We start from the raw sequence: 16,430 nt of genomic DNA on the forward strand, positions 1-16,430 counted from the left end.
TTCCTCTTTTTATCGCTGGTTGACAGCTTTCATGACACGCGCGATATCGCGGTTTTGTTCACGACGTTTGATAGACTCTCTCTTATCATAGTCATGTTTCCCTTTAGCAAGTCCTAAAAGGAGTTTAGCGTAGCCATCTTTGATATAGACCTTAAGAGGAACCAGCGTCATTCCTGTTCCTTTAGTCTCTTGTTCCAATTTTTGGATTTGCTTCTTATGGAGCAGGAGTTTGCGGCGACGTTCTGGTTCCTGATTCCAGATATTACCCTCTTCGTAAGGAGCGATGTGAACATTGCTCAACCAGACTTCCCCATTTTTTACTTGGGCAAAGCCATCCTTGAGATTGATTCGAGCAGCTCGCACACTCTTAATTTCAGTCCCAGTCAGGACCATTCCTGCCTCTAGCGTATCTACGATTGTATAGTCGTGGTGCGCCTTTTTATTTTGTGCGACGACCTTTCCCTCGCCCTTTGCCATGCTTGGCTCCTTTCTTAGCTACTTCCTTGTAAAAAGGTTTCTTTCCTTTTTTCTTCTTGTCTTTTTGTGAATGCTTGCGCTTATCATTTGAGCGTCCTGATTTTCTCTTGTCTTCCCTCTTATCTGAACGTCGACTTGAACCACGCCCTCTGTCACTGCGATTAGACTCTTTCAAGCCTTTTTCAATCACATCAAACTCACTTGGGATATAAGAGAAATCAATTTCCCCCGTCATCTTGTCAGCTCTTTCAACGCGAATGCGAATCTGCTGTCCTACACGGAAGGTTGTTCCTGATTTCTCTCCACGAAGAGTCAAATCACGTTCATTGAAATGGTAAAATTCAGGTAGATTAGTGATGTGAATCAAGCCTTCAACCGTGTTTGGCAATTCAACAAAGAGACCAAATTTAACGATGCTGGATACAACCGCATCATACTCTTCACCCACGTATTCTTCCATATACTCAGCCTTTTTCATGGCTTCGACTTCACGCTCAGCCTCAATGGCACGACGCTCACGATTGGAAGACTGGGTTGCAATCTCTGGAATCACTTGTTCAAAATGCTCGGCTATTTCCTTAGAACGACCATAGTCCCTAATCATACGGTGAACCAGAAGGTCTGGATAACGTCGAATCGGACTAGTAAAGTGAGTGTAATAATCAGCCGCTAGACCATAGTGACCGTGATTGTGCTCCGAATAGCGAGCCTGCTGCATGGAACGGAGAAGCATCATGGACAATACATCCGCATAAGGTTCTCCCTCAACAGTACGCATGATGTCTTGAAGCGCCTCCTGGCTAATCTCACTGGCAGTCCCATAAATCCGCAAGCCAAAACTCGAAGCATAATCAATAAACTTCTGAACCTTTTCAGCCTTGGGCTCCTCGTGAATTCGATAAATAAAAGGTAAATCCAGCTTGCTAAAATGCTCGGCAACTGTTTCATTGGCCATCAACATAAAGGATTCAATCATGCGCTCGGCAACACCACGCTGACGAAGAACGATATCAACAGGCTTACCTTGTTTATCCACTAAAATCTTGGCTTCATTGGTATCGAAATTGAGGGCTCCACGTTTCACACGCATGTTTTCTAAAATTTCATGGAGCTTGGCCATGAGTTCGATACTTGGAACAATTTTCTGATATTCTTGTCTCTTTTCCTTATCTCCAGCTAGGATATCATTGACATCACTGTAGGTCATCCTGAAGCTAGTCTTGATAACCGTTTGTGTGATAGTGTAATTGACCACACGACCATGTTTATCAATCTCCATAATGGCTGACTGGGTCAGGCGGTCAACTTGAGGATTGAGAGAGCAAATTCCATTTGACAGTCGTTCTGGAAGCATTGGGACCACACGGTCTGTCACATAGACAGAAGTTGCGCGGTTAAGGGCTTCCTTGTCAAGAGCAGAACCCTCGGTCACATAGTAGGAAACATCTGCGATGTGAACTCCGAGTTCCAGATTGCCATTTTTCAAGGCCTTGATATGCACCGCATCGTCCAAGTCCTTAGCATCTGCACCGTCAATGGTAAAAGTTATCTCATCTCTTAGATCCAGACGACCTTCCATATCCTTTTGAGACGGAGCATCAGGCACACTTTCTGCTTCCTTGACAACAGCTTCTGGAAATTCTGAGACAATATCCATTGATTCCAAGACCTCAAGAACATCAATTCCGACATCTGTTGAATGACCCACTACATCGAGAACACTAGCAACAAAGAAATCATGTTTCTTGCTCGGGTATTTGTCGATAAAGACCTTGAGAACTTCTGTTCCCTCCAGTTTAAGGGCTGGTTTCTTCACATAAATCGGTTGACTGATTTTCTGGTTTTTCGAACGAATGTAGCCAGCATACTTAGGCTTCTCCTGATCTAGAACGATTTGACCGACAACGGTTGTCAAACTATGTTCTAGGATATCGATAATTTTGGCTTCCGCTGCTGTTCCCTTGTTACGATCAGCGACTTTCTTGATGATAACCTCAACAGTATCGCCATCAATAGCATAGTTGACATCGTTTTTCCCTACAAAAAGGTCGTCCTCCTCACCTTCTAGGCTGACAAAGCCAAAGCCATTTTTATGGGCATGAAAAATCCCCTTGAGAGTAATCTCATGTTTTTTCTTAACTTCCAAGGTCAGACTGCCATCTTCTTCAAAGCGAATCTGGTGTTTTCTTTCCATTAGGGACAAGCTTTTAATCAACTCACGAAAATCCTTGGATCCGTCTTTTCCCAAAGCCTGAGCTAAGTCATTGACAGTTACCTTTCCTTTATCTTGTAAATATTCTTTTATAATTTCTTTCATGTTTTCTTTCTAGATTTTTTATTTGGTGTTAAAATAAGATACTCATTTTACAAATAAAAACAGGCAAAGACCTAGTCCTGCCCATTATTTTCTTATCTACTTGATAATACCGTCAATGCTAAGGCAATGGCTAGCCAGAAAAAGACTAAAATCCCTGTCAAACGCTGCATTACAGCTTCGAAACCGCGTGCTTTACTGCGTTCAAACAAATCACCTGAGCTGGCATCAAATACATTGCTGGATTGGTTTTTAGTTGGTTGCATGAAAATCGCAATTACAATCACAACAGATAATACTAATAAAATGGTTAATAATAGGTTATACATATCAAACTCCTTAAAATCCCTATTATTTTACCATAAAATCTACTTAGATTCAAGATGTAGGGTTACTTTTCTTTCCTTGGGACAATACTTTAAAACCTCAATCTTGTCTGGATGGGTTTTTGAATTTTTACTGGTTAGGTAATTGATACTGCCACAAGAGGAGCATTTGAGATTAATTTTTACTCGCACTAGATTTCCTTTACTTTTAATAATGTTCGAAATTGAAGAAGGTTAAAGAGACAACTAAAGGCAACACAAAGACTTGTCGCATAAAAGACAGCATGGTAGCCAAATTGACCTGCTACTGCAGAACCTGCCATAGGCCCAACGACACCTCCCAGATAAAAGAATACCTGATTGAAGGCAAAGACCCTCGAAATACCAGCTTTGGGCGTCATCTTGCTGAGAAGGGCATTAACTCCAGGAATCAGCGCACCGGTTCCCAAGCCAAAGAGGAAACGATAGAGTCCTAGTTGAAGGGGGCTAGAAGCATTGGCACAGAGAAGATAGATGATGACTGAATAAAACTGGGCTACAACCAAGAGACGATGATTCCCCACCTTGTCACCTAACTTGCCCATGACTCCTGCACTCATCATACTGGAAAAGCCCATACTGGACACAATCAAAGCAGAGACAAAAAGAAGATTCTCTGTCTGGCCTAAGTCGCGTACATACAGAGCTAAGATAGGGCCGATTGATTGGGCTGAAAATTGGATGACAAAACTGGTCAGAAAGAGGTTGACCAAGAGATAGGGATATTTAACTGATGTAAATAATTCCTTTGTTGGGATGGCCTTTTCCTTGGCTACTGGTTGAAAATCTTCCTTAATAAAGCAAATAGTTAAAACAGCAGCTAAGAATAGAAAACTACCAACCAGTAAGAAAACAGTACGAATGCCAAATAATTCTGCAATAAATCCCCCGATAAAGGGACCAGTTAAAGTACCTGCAACTACACCTGTGGACAAAGTCCCAAGAGCAGAACCCGATTTCTCCTTGGGAACCTGACTGGCTATCATAGCCGTTGCATTGGGAACAAATCCTGCAAATACACCGTTTAATAAACGAAGAAAGATTAACCAATAAATATTTGGCACAAAAGCCAAGCCTCCCATAGTAATGGTCATGGCCATCCCAGCCCGAATCATCATGGGTTTTCGACCGTATTTGTCAGCAAGGATGCCCCAGATAGGAGAGAAAAGTGCCGCAGAAATGGCAGAGACAGAAATAGCTAAACCTGCATAAAAAGCAGCTTGATCACTCCCTACACCTAAATTTTCCACAAAGATAGGCATAAAAGGCACAACCAAGGAAATACTGGCTCCTGTCAGAAAATTACCAAACCAGGCAATGCGCAGATTATCTTTCCAGTTAATCTCTGTCATCTTGCTTATCTCCCTCAAGAAGGGTAAGCACCTGAGTTAGAAGCTGATCACGACTACCATTGTTATCTAGAACATAACTGGCCAAATCTTTCTTTTTCTCTAAAGACCATTGGGCGGCCAAACGAGACTCTGCTACTTCCTTAGAAAGATGATCCCGTTTCATGAAACGTTCCACCTGAACATCACGGTCCACATAGACCAGCCACGTTTCATCAAACCAAGCACTGTAGTCCTGTTCAAAAAGCAGGGGAATATCCATGAAAAAAACCGTTTCTGTCTGGGCTAACTGGTCTCTCAGTGCAGCCAATTCCTCACGAATAATCTCTCCTTGGGTTTGTTTAGACCATTCCCGCTCCTCAGGATTTGAGAAGATGAGACTAGCTAGGAGAGGGCGATTGAGTTCTCCATTTTCTAAGATAATTTCCTGCCCAAAGTGCTGAACTAAGAGCTGACAAAGACGACCACCCGGTTTCTGTAGTTGGTGGACGACTGCGTCAGCATCCACCACTTGAAAACCTTGCTCTCTTAGGAAATTTGTCACAGTTGACTTACCAGAAGCAATTCCTCCTGTGATTCCGATGATTTTTCCCATCAGTCCCTCCTTTGACAGTTTGGACAAAAGTGAGTGCCTCGTCCTCCTAGTTGGATTTTCTCAATGACTGTCCCACAGCGGGAACACGCTTGCCCAGTCCTATCATAGACCTGATGGAAATCCTGCATGGTTCCGTCTTCCCCAAAGGCATTGGTATAGGTCCGAATGGTGGAACCGCCCTTTTCGACTGCCTGTCCCAAAACAGCAATGGTCTGGTCATGAATAGCTGACGCTTCTTCTGCTGTCAAAGTCTGGGAAAGTCTAGCTGGATGAATCTGAGCTCGCCAAAGAACCTCATCCACATAGATATTGCCAAGACCAGCTACCAAGGTTTGGTCTAGGAGGTGGGATTTGATTGGTTTTTTAGATTTGGCTAGGGCAGCTTGAAAGACCTGCAAATCAAAGTCCTGATCTTTGGGCTCAGGGCCTAGTTTCTTAGAAATAAAGTAGGCATCCAAAAGGTCAGGCGCCAAGAGTTCCATGGTACCAAACTTGCGTACGTCCTCATATACAAGAGTGCCGCCGTCCTCAAAATGAATCAAAACATGGGCGTGTTTACGTTCTGGAACTTTGTCTGGATAGTAAAAATACTTTCCCTCCATTCGCAGATGAGAAATCAAGACCTTGTCTGTCAAGTAGAAAAGCAAATATTTTCCACGGCGTCCCATTGACTCAATTACTTGACCAGCTAGTTCTTTTTGAAACTCTTCCAAATCTGTCTTAATCATCTTGGGATAACGAATCTCTATATTAGAAATCTTCTTTCCCAAGATCAATTTTTCTAAGCCACGACGAACCGTTTCAACCTCAGGTAATTCAGGCATAAATCCTCCTTCTGTAAAAACAAGAAGCAGGCATGAGCCCACCTCTACTTAGTATTCTTTTTCATTATAGCCAAAGTCAGCCAAATCTAGCTTTCTATCACGCCAGTTTTTCTTGACCTTGACCCAAGTTTCTAGGAAAACCTTATCCCCTAGCATGAGTTCGATATCACGACGGGCCATAGTCCCGATTTTCTTGAGCATAGCCCCACCTTTTCCGATGATAATGCCTTTTTGACTATCACGCTCGACCATGATGGTTGCACGGATATGAACCTTGTCTGTCTCTTCATCACGCTTCATAGAGTCGATCACTACTGCGACTGAGTGTGGAATCTCTTCTCGAGTTAGGTGCAAGACTTTCTCACGAATCATTTCTGAAACCAAGAAACGCTCAGGGTGGTCTGTGATTTGATTAGATGGGAAATACTGGAAACCTTCCTCTAGATTTTCACTCAAAATATCGATTAGTCGAGAAACGTTATTTCCCTGAAGAGCTGAGATAGGAACGATTTCCTTGAAGTCCATCTGGTTACGGAAGTCATCAATCTGAGCCAAAAGCTGGTCTGGATGAACCTTGTCAATCTTATTCACCACCAGAATCACAGGAACCTTGGCAGCTTTCAGACGCTCGATAATCATGTCGTCGCCCTTACCACGTGGCTCATCAGCTGGCACCATGAATAGAACAGTATCCACTTCACGCAGAGTACTATAGGCAGATTCCACCATGAAATCTCCAAGAGCTGTTTTTGGCTTGTGAATCCCCGGTGTATCGATAAAGACGATTTGCTCCTTATCCGTGGTGTAAATTCCCATGATTTTATTACGCGTTGTTTGCGCCTTGTCACTCATAATGGCAATCTTTTGCCCCATGACGTGATTCAAAAAGGTTGACTTCCCAACGTTGGGACGTCCTAAAATGGCTACAAAACCTGATTTAAAAGTCATAATTTCCTCTTACTGTTTAAAATAATAAATCCCAGATTCGTGGGAGAAAAATCAATGCGCCTGTTAAGGCTGCGAAAAGAGAGACCACTAATACCGCGCCAGCCGCCATATCCTTGGCATTTTTAGCCAGCATGGAAAAGTGATAGTGACTGGCCAAATCCACCACATTTTCAATAGCAGAGTTAATAATCTCAAAGGCTACTACCAAGAAAATGCTCATTAGGAGAAAGAGCCATTCAATGCGTGACACCTGAAAAACAAAACCTGCAAGGATGACTACTAGAGCCGTCACTGCATGTTTTCGCATATTGCGTTCTTCCTTGAAAGCAGTCAGAATTCCTGTAAGAGCAAATTCTAAACTGGATACCAGGTCACGATTTTTCCATTTTCGTTTATTGTCTTGTGAGTCCATAGGCTGTCAAAATTTCTTCTTGTAAACCGAACATCTCCGCTTCTTCTTCCGGAGTGTAGTGATCATAGCCGTTAATGTGTAAAAAGCCGTGTACTGCCAAGAAGCCCATTTCACGCTCAAAGGTGTGACCGTATTCCTCAGCCTGCTCATGCGCTTTATCGATAGAGATGAACAGTTCCCCAATATAAGCATCAAACTCAGACATCATCTCTGCCAATTCAGGATTTTCAAGCAGATCTTCTTCATCAAAGGCAATGTCCAACTCTGGCTTATACTCAAGGCTGATAACATCTGTCGGACGATCCGTATCACGGTACTCCAGATTGAGTTCGTGGCTACGCTCGTTGGTCACAAAAGTGACTGCCATCTCCTTGTCTTCTTTTCCTATTTTTTGGGCTGCAAATTCCAAAATTTCTTGGGTTTGGTGCAAGATTTCTTGTGAAACTTGACCAGTTTCATCTACCATTTCAATATACATGTACTTCTCGATTCTCTTTACTTGGCTTTATTATACCATATTTCCATGATTTTATTCTACCTTTTTGATATAATACTATGGAATACAATCACAAGGAGAGAACGATGTCATTTGACGGATTTTTTTTACACCACATGGTTGAGGAATTGAGAAGCGAGTTGGTCAATGGTCGCATCCAGAAAATCAATCAACCTTTTGAACAAGAGTTGGTCTTGCAAATCCGCAGCAATCGCCAAAGCCATCGCCTGCTCCTTTCTGCCCATCCAGTTTTTGGACGCATTCAGCTGACACAAACAACTTTTGAAAACCCAGCCCAGCCTTCTACCTTTATCATGGTTTTGAGAAAGTATTTGCAGGGTGCCCTGATTGAATCAATTGAGCAAGTGGAAAATGACCGTATTGTGGAAATTACGGTTTCTAATAAAAACGAGATTGGAGACCATATTCAGGCTACCTTGATTATCGAAATTATGGGGAAACACAGTAATATTCTACTGGTCGATAAAAGCAGTCATAAAATCCTCGAAGTTATCAAACATGTTGGCTTTTCACAAAATAGCTACCGTACCTTGCTTCCTGGGTCGACCTACATCGCTCCGCCAAGTACGGAATCTTTCAATCCTTTCACGATCAAGGATGAAAAGCTCTTTGAAATCCTACAAACTCAGGAAACGAGAGCTAAGAACCTTCAAAACCTCTTTCAAGGTCTGGGACGGGATACTGCAAATGAATTGGAAAACATTCTGGTTAGTGATAAACTATCTACTTTCCGTAACTTTTTCCATCAAGAAACCAAGCCATGCTTGACTGAGACTTCCTTCAGTCCAGTTCCTTTTGCAAATCAGGTGGGAGAGCCTTTTGCCAGTCTTTCTGATTTGTTGGACAACTACTATAAGGATAAGGCTGAGCGCGACCGCGTCAAACAGCAAGCCAGTGAACTCATTCGTCGTGTTGAAAATGAACTTCAAAAAAATCGTCATAAGCTTAAAAAACAGGAAAAAGAATTACTGGCGACAGACAATGCTGAAGAATTTCGTCAAAAAGGGGAATTGCTGACAACCTTCCTTCACCAAGTGCCTAACGACCAAGACCAGGTTATCCTAGAAAACTACTACACCAACCAACCTATCACGATTGCGCTTGATAAAGCTCTGACTCCCAACCAGAATGCCCAACGCTATTTTAAACGGTATCAGAAACTCAAAGAAGCTGTCAAATACTTGACTGATCTGATTGAAGAAACCAAGGCAACCATTCTCTATCTGGAAAGTGTGGAAACTGTTCTCAATCAAGCTGGGCTGGAAGAAATCGCTGAAATCCGTGAAGAATTGATTCAAACAGGTTTTATCCGCAGAAGACAGCGAGAAAAAATTCAGAAGCGCAAAAAGCCAGAACAATATCTAGCAAGCGATGGCAAAACTATCATCTATGTAGGACGCAATAACCTGCAAAATGAGGAATTGACCTTTAAAATGGCCCGCAAGGAAGAACTTTGGTTCCATGCTAAGGACATTCCTGGAAGCCACGTTGTCATCTCAGGAAATCTTGACCCATCCGATGAAGTCAAGACAGACGCGGCAGAACTAGCCGCCTACTTCTCTCAAGGTCGCCTGTCAAATCTGGTTCAGGTAGATATGATTGAAGTCAAGAAACTCAATAAACCAACTGGTGGAAAACCTGGCTTTGTCACCTACACAGGACAAAAGACCCTCCGTGTCACACCAGACCCAGAAAAAATTGCATCCATGAAAAAATCCTGATTTTACTTAAAATCAGGATTTTCTTTTACATTTTACTCTGTAATCAAGGTTTCTAATCCAACCTTCATCATATCGGTGAAGGTATTTTGGCGTTCTTCTGCAGTCGTGTCTTCATCTGGATTGACCAAACTATCAGAAATAGTCATGATGGCAAGCGCGTCAACATGGTGTTGGGCCGCCAGATAGTAAAGGGCTGCTGCTTCCATTTCCACAGCCTTGACTCCCCATTTACCAAGTTCGATGTTCTTTTCAAAGTAGTTTGAATAAAAGACATCAGAAGACAAAACGTTCCCAACGTGGGTGGTCATACCAAGTTCTTTGGCGATATGGTAGGCCTTGTCCAGCAAATCAAAGCTAGCGATTTGTGGGAAATCGTACTGTGGCCAGTCATTGCGGATGATGTTTGAATTGGTTGCAGCTGCTTGCGCCAAAACTAATTCACGGACGTGAACGTCTTCATTCAAAGAACCTGCTGTTCCCACACGGATCAATTTTTTCACACCGTAGTCCACAATCAACTCACGCGCATAAATCGAAATCGATGGCATCCCCATCCCAGTTCCCATGACAGATACACGGTGGCCCTTGTAAGTACCAGTGTAACCAAACATGTTACGCACTTCGTTAAAACAAACAGCATCTTCAAGGAAATTCTCCGCAATAAACTTCGCACGAAGAGGATCCCCAGGAAGAAGAATTTTATCAGCAATTTCACCCTGCTGAGCAGCAATATGGATAGACATAATTTATGATACAAAGAGCGACAAGAAAACGACTGAAAATTAGGAATCTGACGAGAAATCCTGATTTCTCAGTCAGATTATCTATTTTCCGAGTTTTCCGCTCGTGTTCAAATTAGAACACCTCACTCTACCTTTCTTTTTTTATATTCAGGATAGCGACAGAGAATAAAGTAAAAATAAGAAACTGATGACGCATCGCAGATGCTAAACAGTTTATCTTTTTTACACAGTTCTCCGCCCGTATTCAGTTCAGCAAATACGGTTTACCCATCCTTTCTTTCTTAATTTTGATGATATTGAGAAGCTTAGAGCGGCTTTTATTCAAATCCGAACTCCCTTCTCTTCTGAGTTTTTAGAAAAGTTTTCCGCTCGTGTTCAAATTAGAACACACGCTCTACCTTTCTTTTTTTTATTTTTATAGCTAGGAAAAATCGGATTCAATCAAGATTCCAATAAGACTACTTCATTTTTATTTAAAACAGTTATAAATAAATTGAGAGTTTTTTTAATCTTTTAAATCAAATCATTGACTAGAAGAAATGGGTATTTCCTACCTAATTACTTTATTCTTTGATTTCTGACACAGTATGCTAGGCCAAGGAAAGCGGTCTAACATTTTTGCAAATTCATAGGCTAAAACAGCTGTTACTAAGAGATACGGAAGAGAATCTAAACCGACCCCAGTGAAGCCTATTACTAATCCAGTTGCAGAAATGGGCGCCCTCAAGGTCACAGATAAAAAGCAAACAGATCCCAAAAGTAAAACGGTTGGCTGACTGTCCAAACCTAGAATCATGCCCAAGAGAGCAGCACCAGCCATCCCCAAGGCAAAAGATGGCGTAAGGTTACCACCATAGGCCCCTGCCCACAGAATAATAAGAACGACCACTGCTTTTAGGATAAACAAGAGGAGTACTGTTTTGCCACTACTACCATTCAATACTTCCTGAGCCATCATCCGTCCATTTCCAAGTAGATGTGGAAAATAACTTGCCAATCCAACAAGAAAAAGAAAAGCTGTAGGCAATGCGAGAAGTACTCGTTTATCTTTTATTCTGTTTGAAGACGCTGCCTTACTTAAGCGACCAAAAAGCCAAGCTAGTGGGGTTAAGAAAAGAAGTAATAAGGGAATAATCCATATTTCCTTTAATGACCACGTGATGGCTGAAATCTGGTAGAGAGCCTGATCTGAAATAACCAAGCCTGCTATATAGGTTGAGATATAGGTAGTCAAACCGACTAAGACAAATCGTTTAATAGATAGAGCAATTCCTAGGGTTTCAAAAACAAAGAAGACGCTCGTTAATGGAACCTGATAGACAGCTGCTAAACCAGCACCAGCACCACAAGCAAGGAGAAAAATACGATCCTTTATAGACAGTATACATATATTTCCAATTGGTCCTGCAAATAGAGTCCCAATCTCTCGTGGCGCAGCTTCTTTACCAATAGGTGCTCCCCCTCCAACTGCAATGATCTGCCAAATTGAATGAAATAGCTGTCTTAAAAAATGAAGCTTGTATTGTGCAGTCTCATCCTTCATCTGAGCTTTTATGGAATAAATCTTCGACCCTTTTTGCAAGAAATACCAGACCAAGGCTGAGCCAAGACCCACGATTATTAAACTTAATCCTATCCGTGACGAGGAAACTCCATCTGTCAAAAATCCAGTATGATGCTCTGACTGACCAAAAGCTAGACTCTCTACCATCTCTAAAAGATAATGGAGAAATATACCAGATAAACCAGTAACTATTCCTTGTAGAATTACTGCTAGGAATAATCTAAAATTATAAGGAATCTTTCGAAAAAATCTCCTCGATTCTTTTAACATGATTACAATTCAGCAAGAATTGCTTTCAGCAAGCCCTTGAAATCACCTTTGACACGTTCGGTTACTTCTACAACTTCTTCGTGGTTGAGTTCTTCTTGGAAGCCAGCAGCAAAGTTAGTGATACATGAAATACCTAGAACTTTCAAGCCTGAGTGAGCTGCCACAATAACTTCAGGAACCGTAGACATACCAACGGCATCTGCTCCCAGTGTCTTATAGGCACGAATTTCTGCTGGTGTTTCATAAGTCGGACCAGTTACACCAATATAGACACCTTCATCAAGCTTGATACCAAGTTTTTTAGCCACTTCATGGGCAGTAGCACGGTATTCTGGTGTGTAGGCCTTAGACATATCTGGGAAACGTGGGCCAAAGTCATCCAAGTTTTCACCCATCAATGGGTTTTGACCTGTCATGTTGATATGGTCTGAGATAGCCATCAAAGTACCAGGCCCATATCCAATACCACCAGCAGCATTGGTTACAATGACACCTTCACATCCGAGAACTTTCATCACACGTACTGGAAAAGTCACAACTTCAAGAGGGTTTCCTTCGTAAAAATGAAAACGACCTTGAAGAGCTAAGACCTTGCGACCTGCAAGTTCTCCATATACCAATTTACCAGCGTGACCGACTACTGTCGAACGGCCCCAGTTTGGAATCTCAGCATAGTCTACTACAACTGGATTTTCGATTTCTTCTGCCAGTTCTCCAAGTCCTGATCCAAGGATTAAACCGAACTCAGGCGCTTGGATTCCTTTATCTTTCAGAAAAGCAGCTGTTTCTTGGATCTTATCTAAAAATGTCATTGTGTGTCTCCTTTATTATTTTTTAGCATTTGACCGATTTTTTCAAAAGTTTTAGCATTGCGAATGGTGATTTGGCGGTAGAAAGGCATCTTGAGCAAGTACTTATGATAGGCAGTCTTAGAGTAGGATTCTTCAGAGAATTTTCCCCAGAAAATCCCAAGTTTTCCAAAATGAAGAACTTCATCTTCCAGTTTCAAACTGCCTACTTTCTCGATGACTTGGTCCACATCCAAACCCTCCGTGTAAAAGAGGACATCTTTTCGTGCCAAATCTTCGTTCCACCAAGCTGGCAGATTCTCCACTTCTGCTTCATAGTCTTCTTGACTCAGCAAAGAAAAACTCTGAATAAATGGATAATGGACTGCAAAGAAAGCCTCTAACTTTTCAACCAATTGGTCTTTGAGAACTCTCGAAGTAAAGAAAATATTGCCACTGTTGATGTAGGTTTCAACCTTTTCCAGTCCCAACTCTGTCAGTTCTTGACGAAGTTGCGCCATGACAACCTTATTTTTCCCTCCGACATTAATGCCCCGAACAAGTAAAGCATATCGCGTCATCTTATACCAATTTATCTAAGAAACTTTCCCCAATCATGGCAGTTTCAACACCAAAGTTATCGGCAACAGTCGCTGAGATATCTGCAAAATGTCCAACTGGAATGACACCATTTCCTTTAAAGGAAGGACTGTAAGCCAAAAGTGGAATATATTCACGAGTGTGGTCTGTTCCTGCATAGGTTGGGTCATTTCCATGGTCCGCAGTTATCAAGAGAAGGTCATTCTCTCTCATAGCTGCGATAATTTCAGGCAAGCGTTCATCAAACTCATGCAAGCAATCACGGTAACCATGAGCATTGCGGCGGTGACCGTAAAGAGCATCAAAGTCTACCAAGTTTGTGAAGGAGAATCCTTTTTCAAACTCAGCAAGTCCCATGGTCTTCAATAATGTATCAATTCCGTGGCTGTTTGATTTGTTGTGACCCATGTCATGGTTGATACCAGCGCCGTTAAAGATATCATTGATTTTACCAACAGCATAAGTATCGATACCAGCTTCATTTAATTTATCCAAAACAGTTGGTGCAAATGGTGAAACTGCCAAGTCACGACGATTTGCAGTACGGGTGAAGTTACCTGGCTCACCAACATAAGGACGAGCAATGATACGACCTAGAAGGGCTGGGCGCTCAAGGGTAATCGAACGAGCGTATTCACAGATACGGTAGAGTTCATCCAGAGGAATGATGTCTTCGTGGGCAGCAATTTGCAAAACAGGATCAGCTGAAGTATAGATAATCAACTCTCCAGTTTCCATTTGACGTGGTCCAAAATCATCGATAACTGCTGTTCCTGAGTAAGGTTTGTTGGCTTCACGAATGACCTTGCGTCCTGAGAATTCTTCAATTTTTGTCAAGATTTCTTCTGGGAATCCGTTCCAGAAAGTATCGAAAGGCTCAGTGATATTTAGTCCCATGATTTCCCAGTGTCCAGTCATAGTATCCTTACCAAGAGATACTTCTTCTAATTTTGTTGCATATCCAGTTGGATTGCTTTCTGCCGGTACAGTCTTAAGAGGAGTTTCACGAGGAATATTTCCTAGGCCGATTTTAGCCATGTTTGGCACATTCAAACCAACTGTTTTAGAAATGTGTCCCAATGTGTCAGAAGCCCCATCTGGAACCCCTGCATTGACAAAGTTATTAGCATCTGGTGCAGCACCAATTCCCACAGAATCTAGTACCACCAAGTGAATACGATTAAATTTTGACATAGTGTATCTCCTTATTATTTTGATTATTTTGATTTTGTTGAAGTTAAAATCTGAACTCCATCTTGTCCAGCAACGATGACCTTATCTACCATTTGGTTAAATAAGCCGTGTTCTACAACACCAACGACATGGTCCAATTCTTGCCCAAAGGCAATTGGATTTTCAATGACATCTAAGGCAAGGTCAATGATAAAATTCTGCATATCTGTCACAAAACGTTGACCGTCTTTTTCACGGAAACTTGGTTTGTAGCCAGCTCGCTCAAAACGACGAAAAACCTGTTCTGCGCCATACTGAACCACTTCTACTGGCAATTTAAAAGCACCTAGTTTGTCTACCATCTTGCTTTCATCCACCACCCAAATGTATTCTTTTGAGGGCGTTGCGACAACCTTCTCCATGAGAAGGGCACCACCACCACCTTTGATTCCGTTAAACTGGCTATCCACTTCATCCGCTCCATCAACCGTCACATCGACAACATCTACTTGGTCAATAGACTTGAGTGGGATATTAAGCCCTTCAGCCTGTTTACTGGTCACACTGGAAGTCGTTACAGCTGTAATCTGCAACTCTTCTTCCTTGATACGACGACCAATTTCTTCGACAAAATAATAGGCAGTAGAACCTGTTCCCAGTCCGACAACCATGCCATCCTTGACAAACTCAGCAGCCTTGATACCTGCCATTTTCTTCAGATTTTCCACTCAAACACCTCCATTAAAGAGCTACTTTTATTATAACATCTATCCGTTTTTATTTCATGGATACACTGGAAAAACCCGAACATTTTTATTTCGGGTTTTGATGTCCTATTTAACCATATCAGGATCGTAATCATAGAATCCTGTATCAAGGAATCGGTTTTTAGGGTGAAGTTTACGCACTTCTTCATCCAACAAGAAGGCTTGGTCATGGCTAAAGTTGCCCTCTTGAATCAAGCTACGTGCCTGGATAAAGAGTTTTGCAATCTCAACAAAGTTCTGACCAGGAGTGTAGAGACCTTCTAGTTTCCAGTGAGTGAAACCATGCTCCACCAATTCTGTCAATTTGGTCATCAAATCAAGGTCATTGTTGGCAAAGATGTGGGTTCCATGATTGTCTTCAAAAATGGAATAGTGGCTCTCTGGGTCACTTGGCTCAGCCAAGAAGAGGTCACGCTTGCGAGTCTTTTCGTCATCGATATGCGTAAAGTTATAGTAGTTTTGCAAGAGTGGACGTTTAGAATGGTGAATAACACTAGCTCCGTAAACCAAAACTTCAGCAGGAATTTCCAAAATCTCGGGCATTTTGAAAAGTTCAGCTGATGGAATTTCACGCGCCAAAACAGCCTCAGATGCGCCAGCTTTTTGTCCCCAGAAGTTTATCTGACGACTGCTAGTTACCATAGTCGAAGCATCGTAGATAGTCTTAAAGGAATAACCATCGCGGTTGACTACATAAAAGACACCTGCATCCCCAATCGTAATGTAGTCTGTCTTGATTTCTTTCAAGAAATCTAAGAAAGGCTTGATACGATCCATCATATCTTGGTGCATGAGGGCATTGACTGCAACAATCAATTCCTTACCAGCTTCATGAACCAACTTAGCGATTTCACGCAATTGGTCATAACTAAAGGTTGTTGGCAGACGAAGGCCAAAATCTTTCTCACCAACATAGATACGGTCTACGCCAACTTCGAGCAGTTGTTTAACTTGTTCAATACTTTCAGCAGTTGCTGTAATGATAATCTTTTCCATAAGAAAA

18 protein-coding genes are annotated in these 16,430 nt (G+C 42.0%); 1 reads left to right on the forward strand and 17 read right to left on the reverse strand.

The window, feature by feature from the left end; all coding sequences use genetic code 11:
- Positions 1-9: 9 nt before the first annotated feature.
- The 10 genes from smpB to ybeY form a co-directional block, all read right to left on the reverse strand.
- Positions 10-477 (reverse strand): SsrA-binding protein SmpB, encoded by a 468-nt coding sequence (gene smpB, locus N8M95_RS01875; RefSeq protein ID WP_001051742.1) that lies wholly within the window; start codon positions 475-477, stop codon positions 10-12.
- Positions 440-2,794 (reverse strand): ribonuclease R, encoded by a 2,355-nt coding sequence (rnr, locus tag N8M95_RS01880; protein ID WP_261116491.1) that lies wholly within the window; start codon positions 2,792-2,794, stop codon positions 440-442. Before rnr ends, smpB begins: the two co-directional genes overlap by 38 nt.
- 92 nt (positions 2,795-2,886) lie before the next feature.
- On the reverse strand, positions 2,887-3,120 hold the full coding sequence (secG, locus tag N8M95_RS01885; RefSeq protein WP_000282517.1) for a preprotein translocase subunit SecG: 234 nt from the start codon (positions 3,118-3,120) through the stop codon (positions 2,887-2,889).
- Between the two features lie 39 nt (positions 3,121-3,159).
- Entirely contained in the window at positions 3,160-3,309 is a 150-nt protein-coding gene (gene rpmG, locus N8M95_RS01890) for a 50S ribosomal protein L33 (protein WP_001809104.1), read from the reverse strand.
- Positions 3,309-4,508 carry a multidrug efflux MFS transporter PmrA gene (locus N8M95_RS01895; protein WP_020901790.1) on the reverse strand — a complete coding sequence of 400 codons (1,200 nt, stop codon included), beginning with the start codon at positions 4,506-4,508 and terminating at the stop codon, positions 3,309-3,311. Before N8M95_RS01895 ends, rpmG begins: the two co-directional genes overlap by 1 nt.
- Complete coding sequence (coaE, locus tag N8M95_RS01900) at positions 4,495-5,100, reverse strand: dephospho-CoA kinase (protein WP_261116492.1); 606 nt, start codon at positions 5,098-5,100, stop codon at positions 4,495-4,497. Before coaE ends, N8M95_RS01895 begins: the two co-directional genes overlap by 14 nt.
- A complete protein-coding gene (gene mutM, locus N8M95_RS01905; protein ID WP_200371534.1) occupies positions 5,100-5,924 on the reverse strand; it encodes a DNA-formamidopyrimidine glycosylase in 825 nt (274 codons plus the stop codon). The genes coaE and mutM overlap by 1 nt, the downstream gene beginning before the upstream one ends.
- Positions 5,925-5,972: 48 nt before the next feature.
- Entirely contained in the window at positions 5,973-6,872 is a 900-nt protein-coding gene (gene era, locus N8M95_RS01910) for a GTPase Era (RefSeq protein WP_261116493.1), read from the reverse strand.
- A 16-nt stretch (positions 6,873-6,888) separates the two neighbouring features.
- Positions 6,889-7,284, reverse strand: coding sequence for a diacylglycerol kinase family protein (locus tag N8M95_RS01915; RefSeq protein WP_261116494.1), 396 nt, complete (start codon positions 7,282-7,284; stop codon positions 6,889-6,891).
- Positions 7,265-7,762 (reverse strand): rRNA maturation RNase YbeY, encoded by a 498-nt coding sequence (gene ybeY, locus N8M95_RS01920; protein WP_125388718.1) that lies wholly within the window; start codon positions 7,760-7,762, stop codon positions 7,265-7,267. The genes N8M95_RS01915 and ybeY overlap by 20 nt, the downstream gene beginning before the upstream one ends.
- 104 nt (positions 7,763-7,866) lie before the next feature.
- Between ybeY and pavA the strand changes: the two genes are divergently transcribed.
- Positions 7,867-9,522: an Rqc2 family fibronectin-binding protein PavA gene (pavA, locus tag N8M95_RS01925; RefSeq protein WP_261116495.1), complete on the forward strand. Its 1,656-nt coding sequence runs from the start codon at positions 7,867-7,869 to the stop codon at positions 9,520-9,522.
- Positions 9,523-9,554: 32 nt separating this feature from the next.
- Here pavA and deoD read toward each other — a convergent pair whose 3' ends face one another.
- From deoD to N8M95_RS01960, 7 genes are all read right to left on the reverse strand, one after another.
- Positions 9,555-10,265, reverse strand: coding sequence for a purine-nucleoside phosphorylase (gene deoD / locus N8M95_RS01930; RefSeq protein ID WP_020901784.1), 711 nt, complete (start codon positions 10,263-10,265; stop codon positions 9,555-9,557).
- Positions 10,266-10,815: 550 nt separating this feature from the next.
- Positions 10,816-12,099, reverse strand: a complete 1,284-nt coding sequence (locus N8M95_RS01935; protein WP_261116496.1) for a chloride channel protein — start codon at positions 12,097-12,099, stop codon at positions 10,816-10,818.
- A gap of 2 nt (positions 12,100-12,101) precedes the next feature.
- On the reverse strand, positions 12,102-12,911 hold the full coding sequence (locus tag N8M95_RS01940) for a purine-nucleoside phosphorylase (protein WP_261116497.1): 810 nt from the start codon (positions 12,909-12,911) through the stop codon (positions 12,102-12,104).
- On the reverse strand, positions 12,908-13,468 hold the full coding sequence (locus N8M95_RS01945) for a DUF1697 domain-containing protein (RefSeq protein WP_261116498.1): 561 nt from the start codon (positions 13,466-13,468) through the stop codon (positions 12,908-12,910). The genes N8M95_RS01940 and N8M95_RS01945 overlap by 4 nt, the downstream gene beginning before the upstream one ends.
- 1 nt (position 13,469) lies before the next feature.
- Positions 13,470-14,681 (reverse strand): phosphopentomutase, encoded by a 1,212-nt coding sequence (locus N8M95_RS01950; RefSeq protein ID WP_000033119.1) that lies wholly within the window; start codon positions 14,679-14,681, stop codon positions 13,470-13,472.
- 23 nt (positions 14,682-14,704) lie between these two features.
- Positions 14,705-15,388, reverse strand: a complete 684-nt coding sequence (gene rpiA / locus N8M95_RS01955; RefSeq protein ID WP_020901779.1) for a ribose-5-phosphate isomerase RpiA — start codon at positions 15,386-15,388, stop codon at positions 14,705-14,707.
- A 105-nt stretch (positions 15,389-15,493) separates the two neighbouring features.
- Entirely contained in the window at positions 15,494-16,423 is a 930-nt protein-coding gene (locus N8M95_RS01960) for a peptidase U32 family protein (protein WP_020901778.1), read from the reverse strand.
- Positions 16,424-16,430 lie beyond the last annotated feature (7 nt).

The sequence above is a fragment of the Streptococcus mitis genome (assembly GCF_946190325.1).
Classification (GTDB): Bacteria; Bacillota; Bacilli; order Lactobacillales; family Streptococcaceae; genus Streptococcus; species Streptococcus mitis_CF.

Coding starts and splice junctions, on each gene's coding strand:
- smpB (WP_001051742.1), bottom strand. CDS start 477: ATGGCAAAGGGCGAGGGAAAGGTCGTCGCACAAAATAAAAAGGCGCAC.
- rnr (WP_261116491.1), bottom strand. CDS start 2,794: ATGAAAGAAATTATAAAAGAATATTTACAAGATAAAGGAAAGGTAACT.
- secG (WP_000282517.1), bottom strand. CDS start 3,120: ATGTATAACCTATTATTAACCATTTTATTAGTATTATCTGTTGTGATT.
- N8M95_RS01895 (WP_020901790.1), bottom strand. CDS start 4,508: ATGACAGAGATTAACTGGAAAGATAATCTGCGCATTGCCTGGTTTGGT.
- coaE (WP_261116492.1), bottom strand. CDS start 5,100: ATGGGAAAAATCATCGGAATCACAGGAGGAATTGCTTCTGGTAAGTCA.
- mutM (WP_200371534.1), bottom strand. CDS start 5,924: ATGCCTGAATTACCTGAGGTTGAAACGGTTCGTCGTGGCTTAGAAAAA.
- era (WP_261116493.1), bottom strand. CDS start 6,872: ATGACTTTTAAATCAGGTTTTGTAGCCATTTTAGGACGTCCCAACGTT.
- N8M95_RS01915 (WP_261116494.1), bottom strand. CDS start 7,284: ATGGACTCACAAGACAATAAACGAAAATGGAAAAATCGTGACCTGGTA.
- ybeY (WP_125388718.1), bottom strand. CDS start 7,762: ATGTATATTGAAATGGTAGATGAAACTGGTCAAGTTTCACAAGAAATC.
- pavA (WP_261116495.1), top strand. CDS start 7,867: ATGTCATTTGACGGATTTTTTTTACACCACATGGTTGAGGAATTGAGA.
- deoD (WP_020901784.1), bottom strand. CDS start 10,265: ATGTCTATCCATATTGCTGCTCAGCAGGGTGAAATTGCTGATAAAATT.
- N8M95_RS01935 (WP_261116496.1), bottom strand. CDS start 12,099: ATGTTAAAAGAATCGAGGAGATTTTTTCGAAAGATTCCTTATAATTTT.
- N8M95_RS01940 (WP_261116497.1), bottom strand. CDS start 12,911: ATGACATTTTTAGATAAGATCCAAGAAACAGCTGCTTTTCTGAAAGAT.
- N8M95_RS01945 (WP_261116498.1), bottom strand. CDS start 13,468: ATGACGCGATATGCTTTACTTGTTCGGGGCATTAATGTCGGAGGGAAA.
- N8M95_RS01950 (WP_000033119.1), bottom strand. CDS start 14,681: ATGTCAAAATTTAATCGTATTCACTTGGTGGTACTAGATTCTGTGGGA.
- N8M95_RS01960 (WP_020901778.1), bottom strand. CDS start 16,423: ATGGAAAAGATTATCATTACAGCAACTGCTGAAAGTATTGAACAAGTT.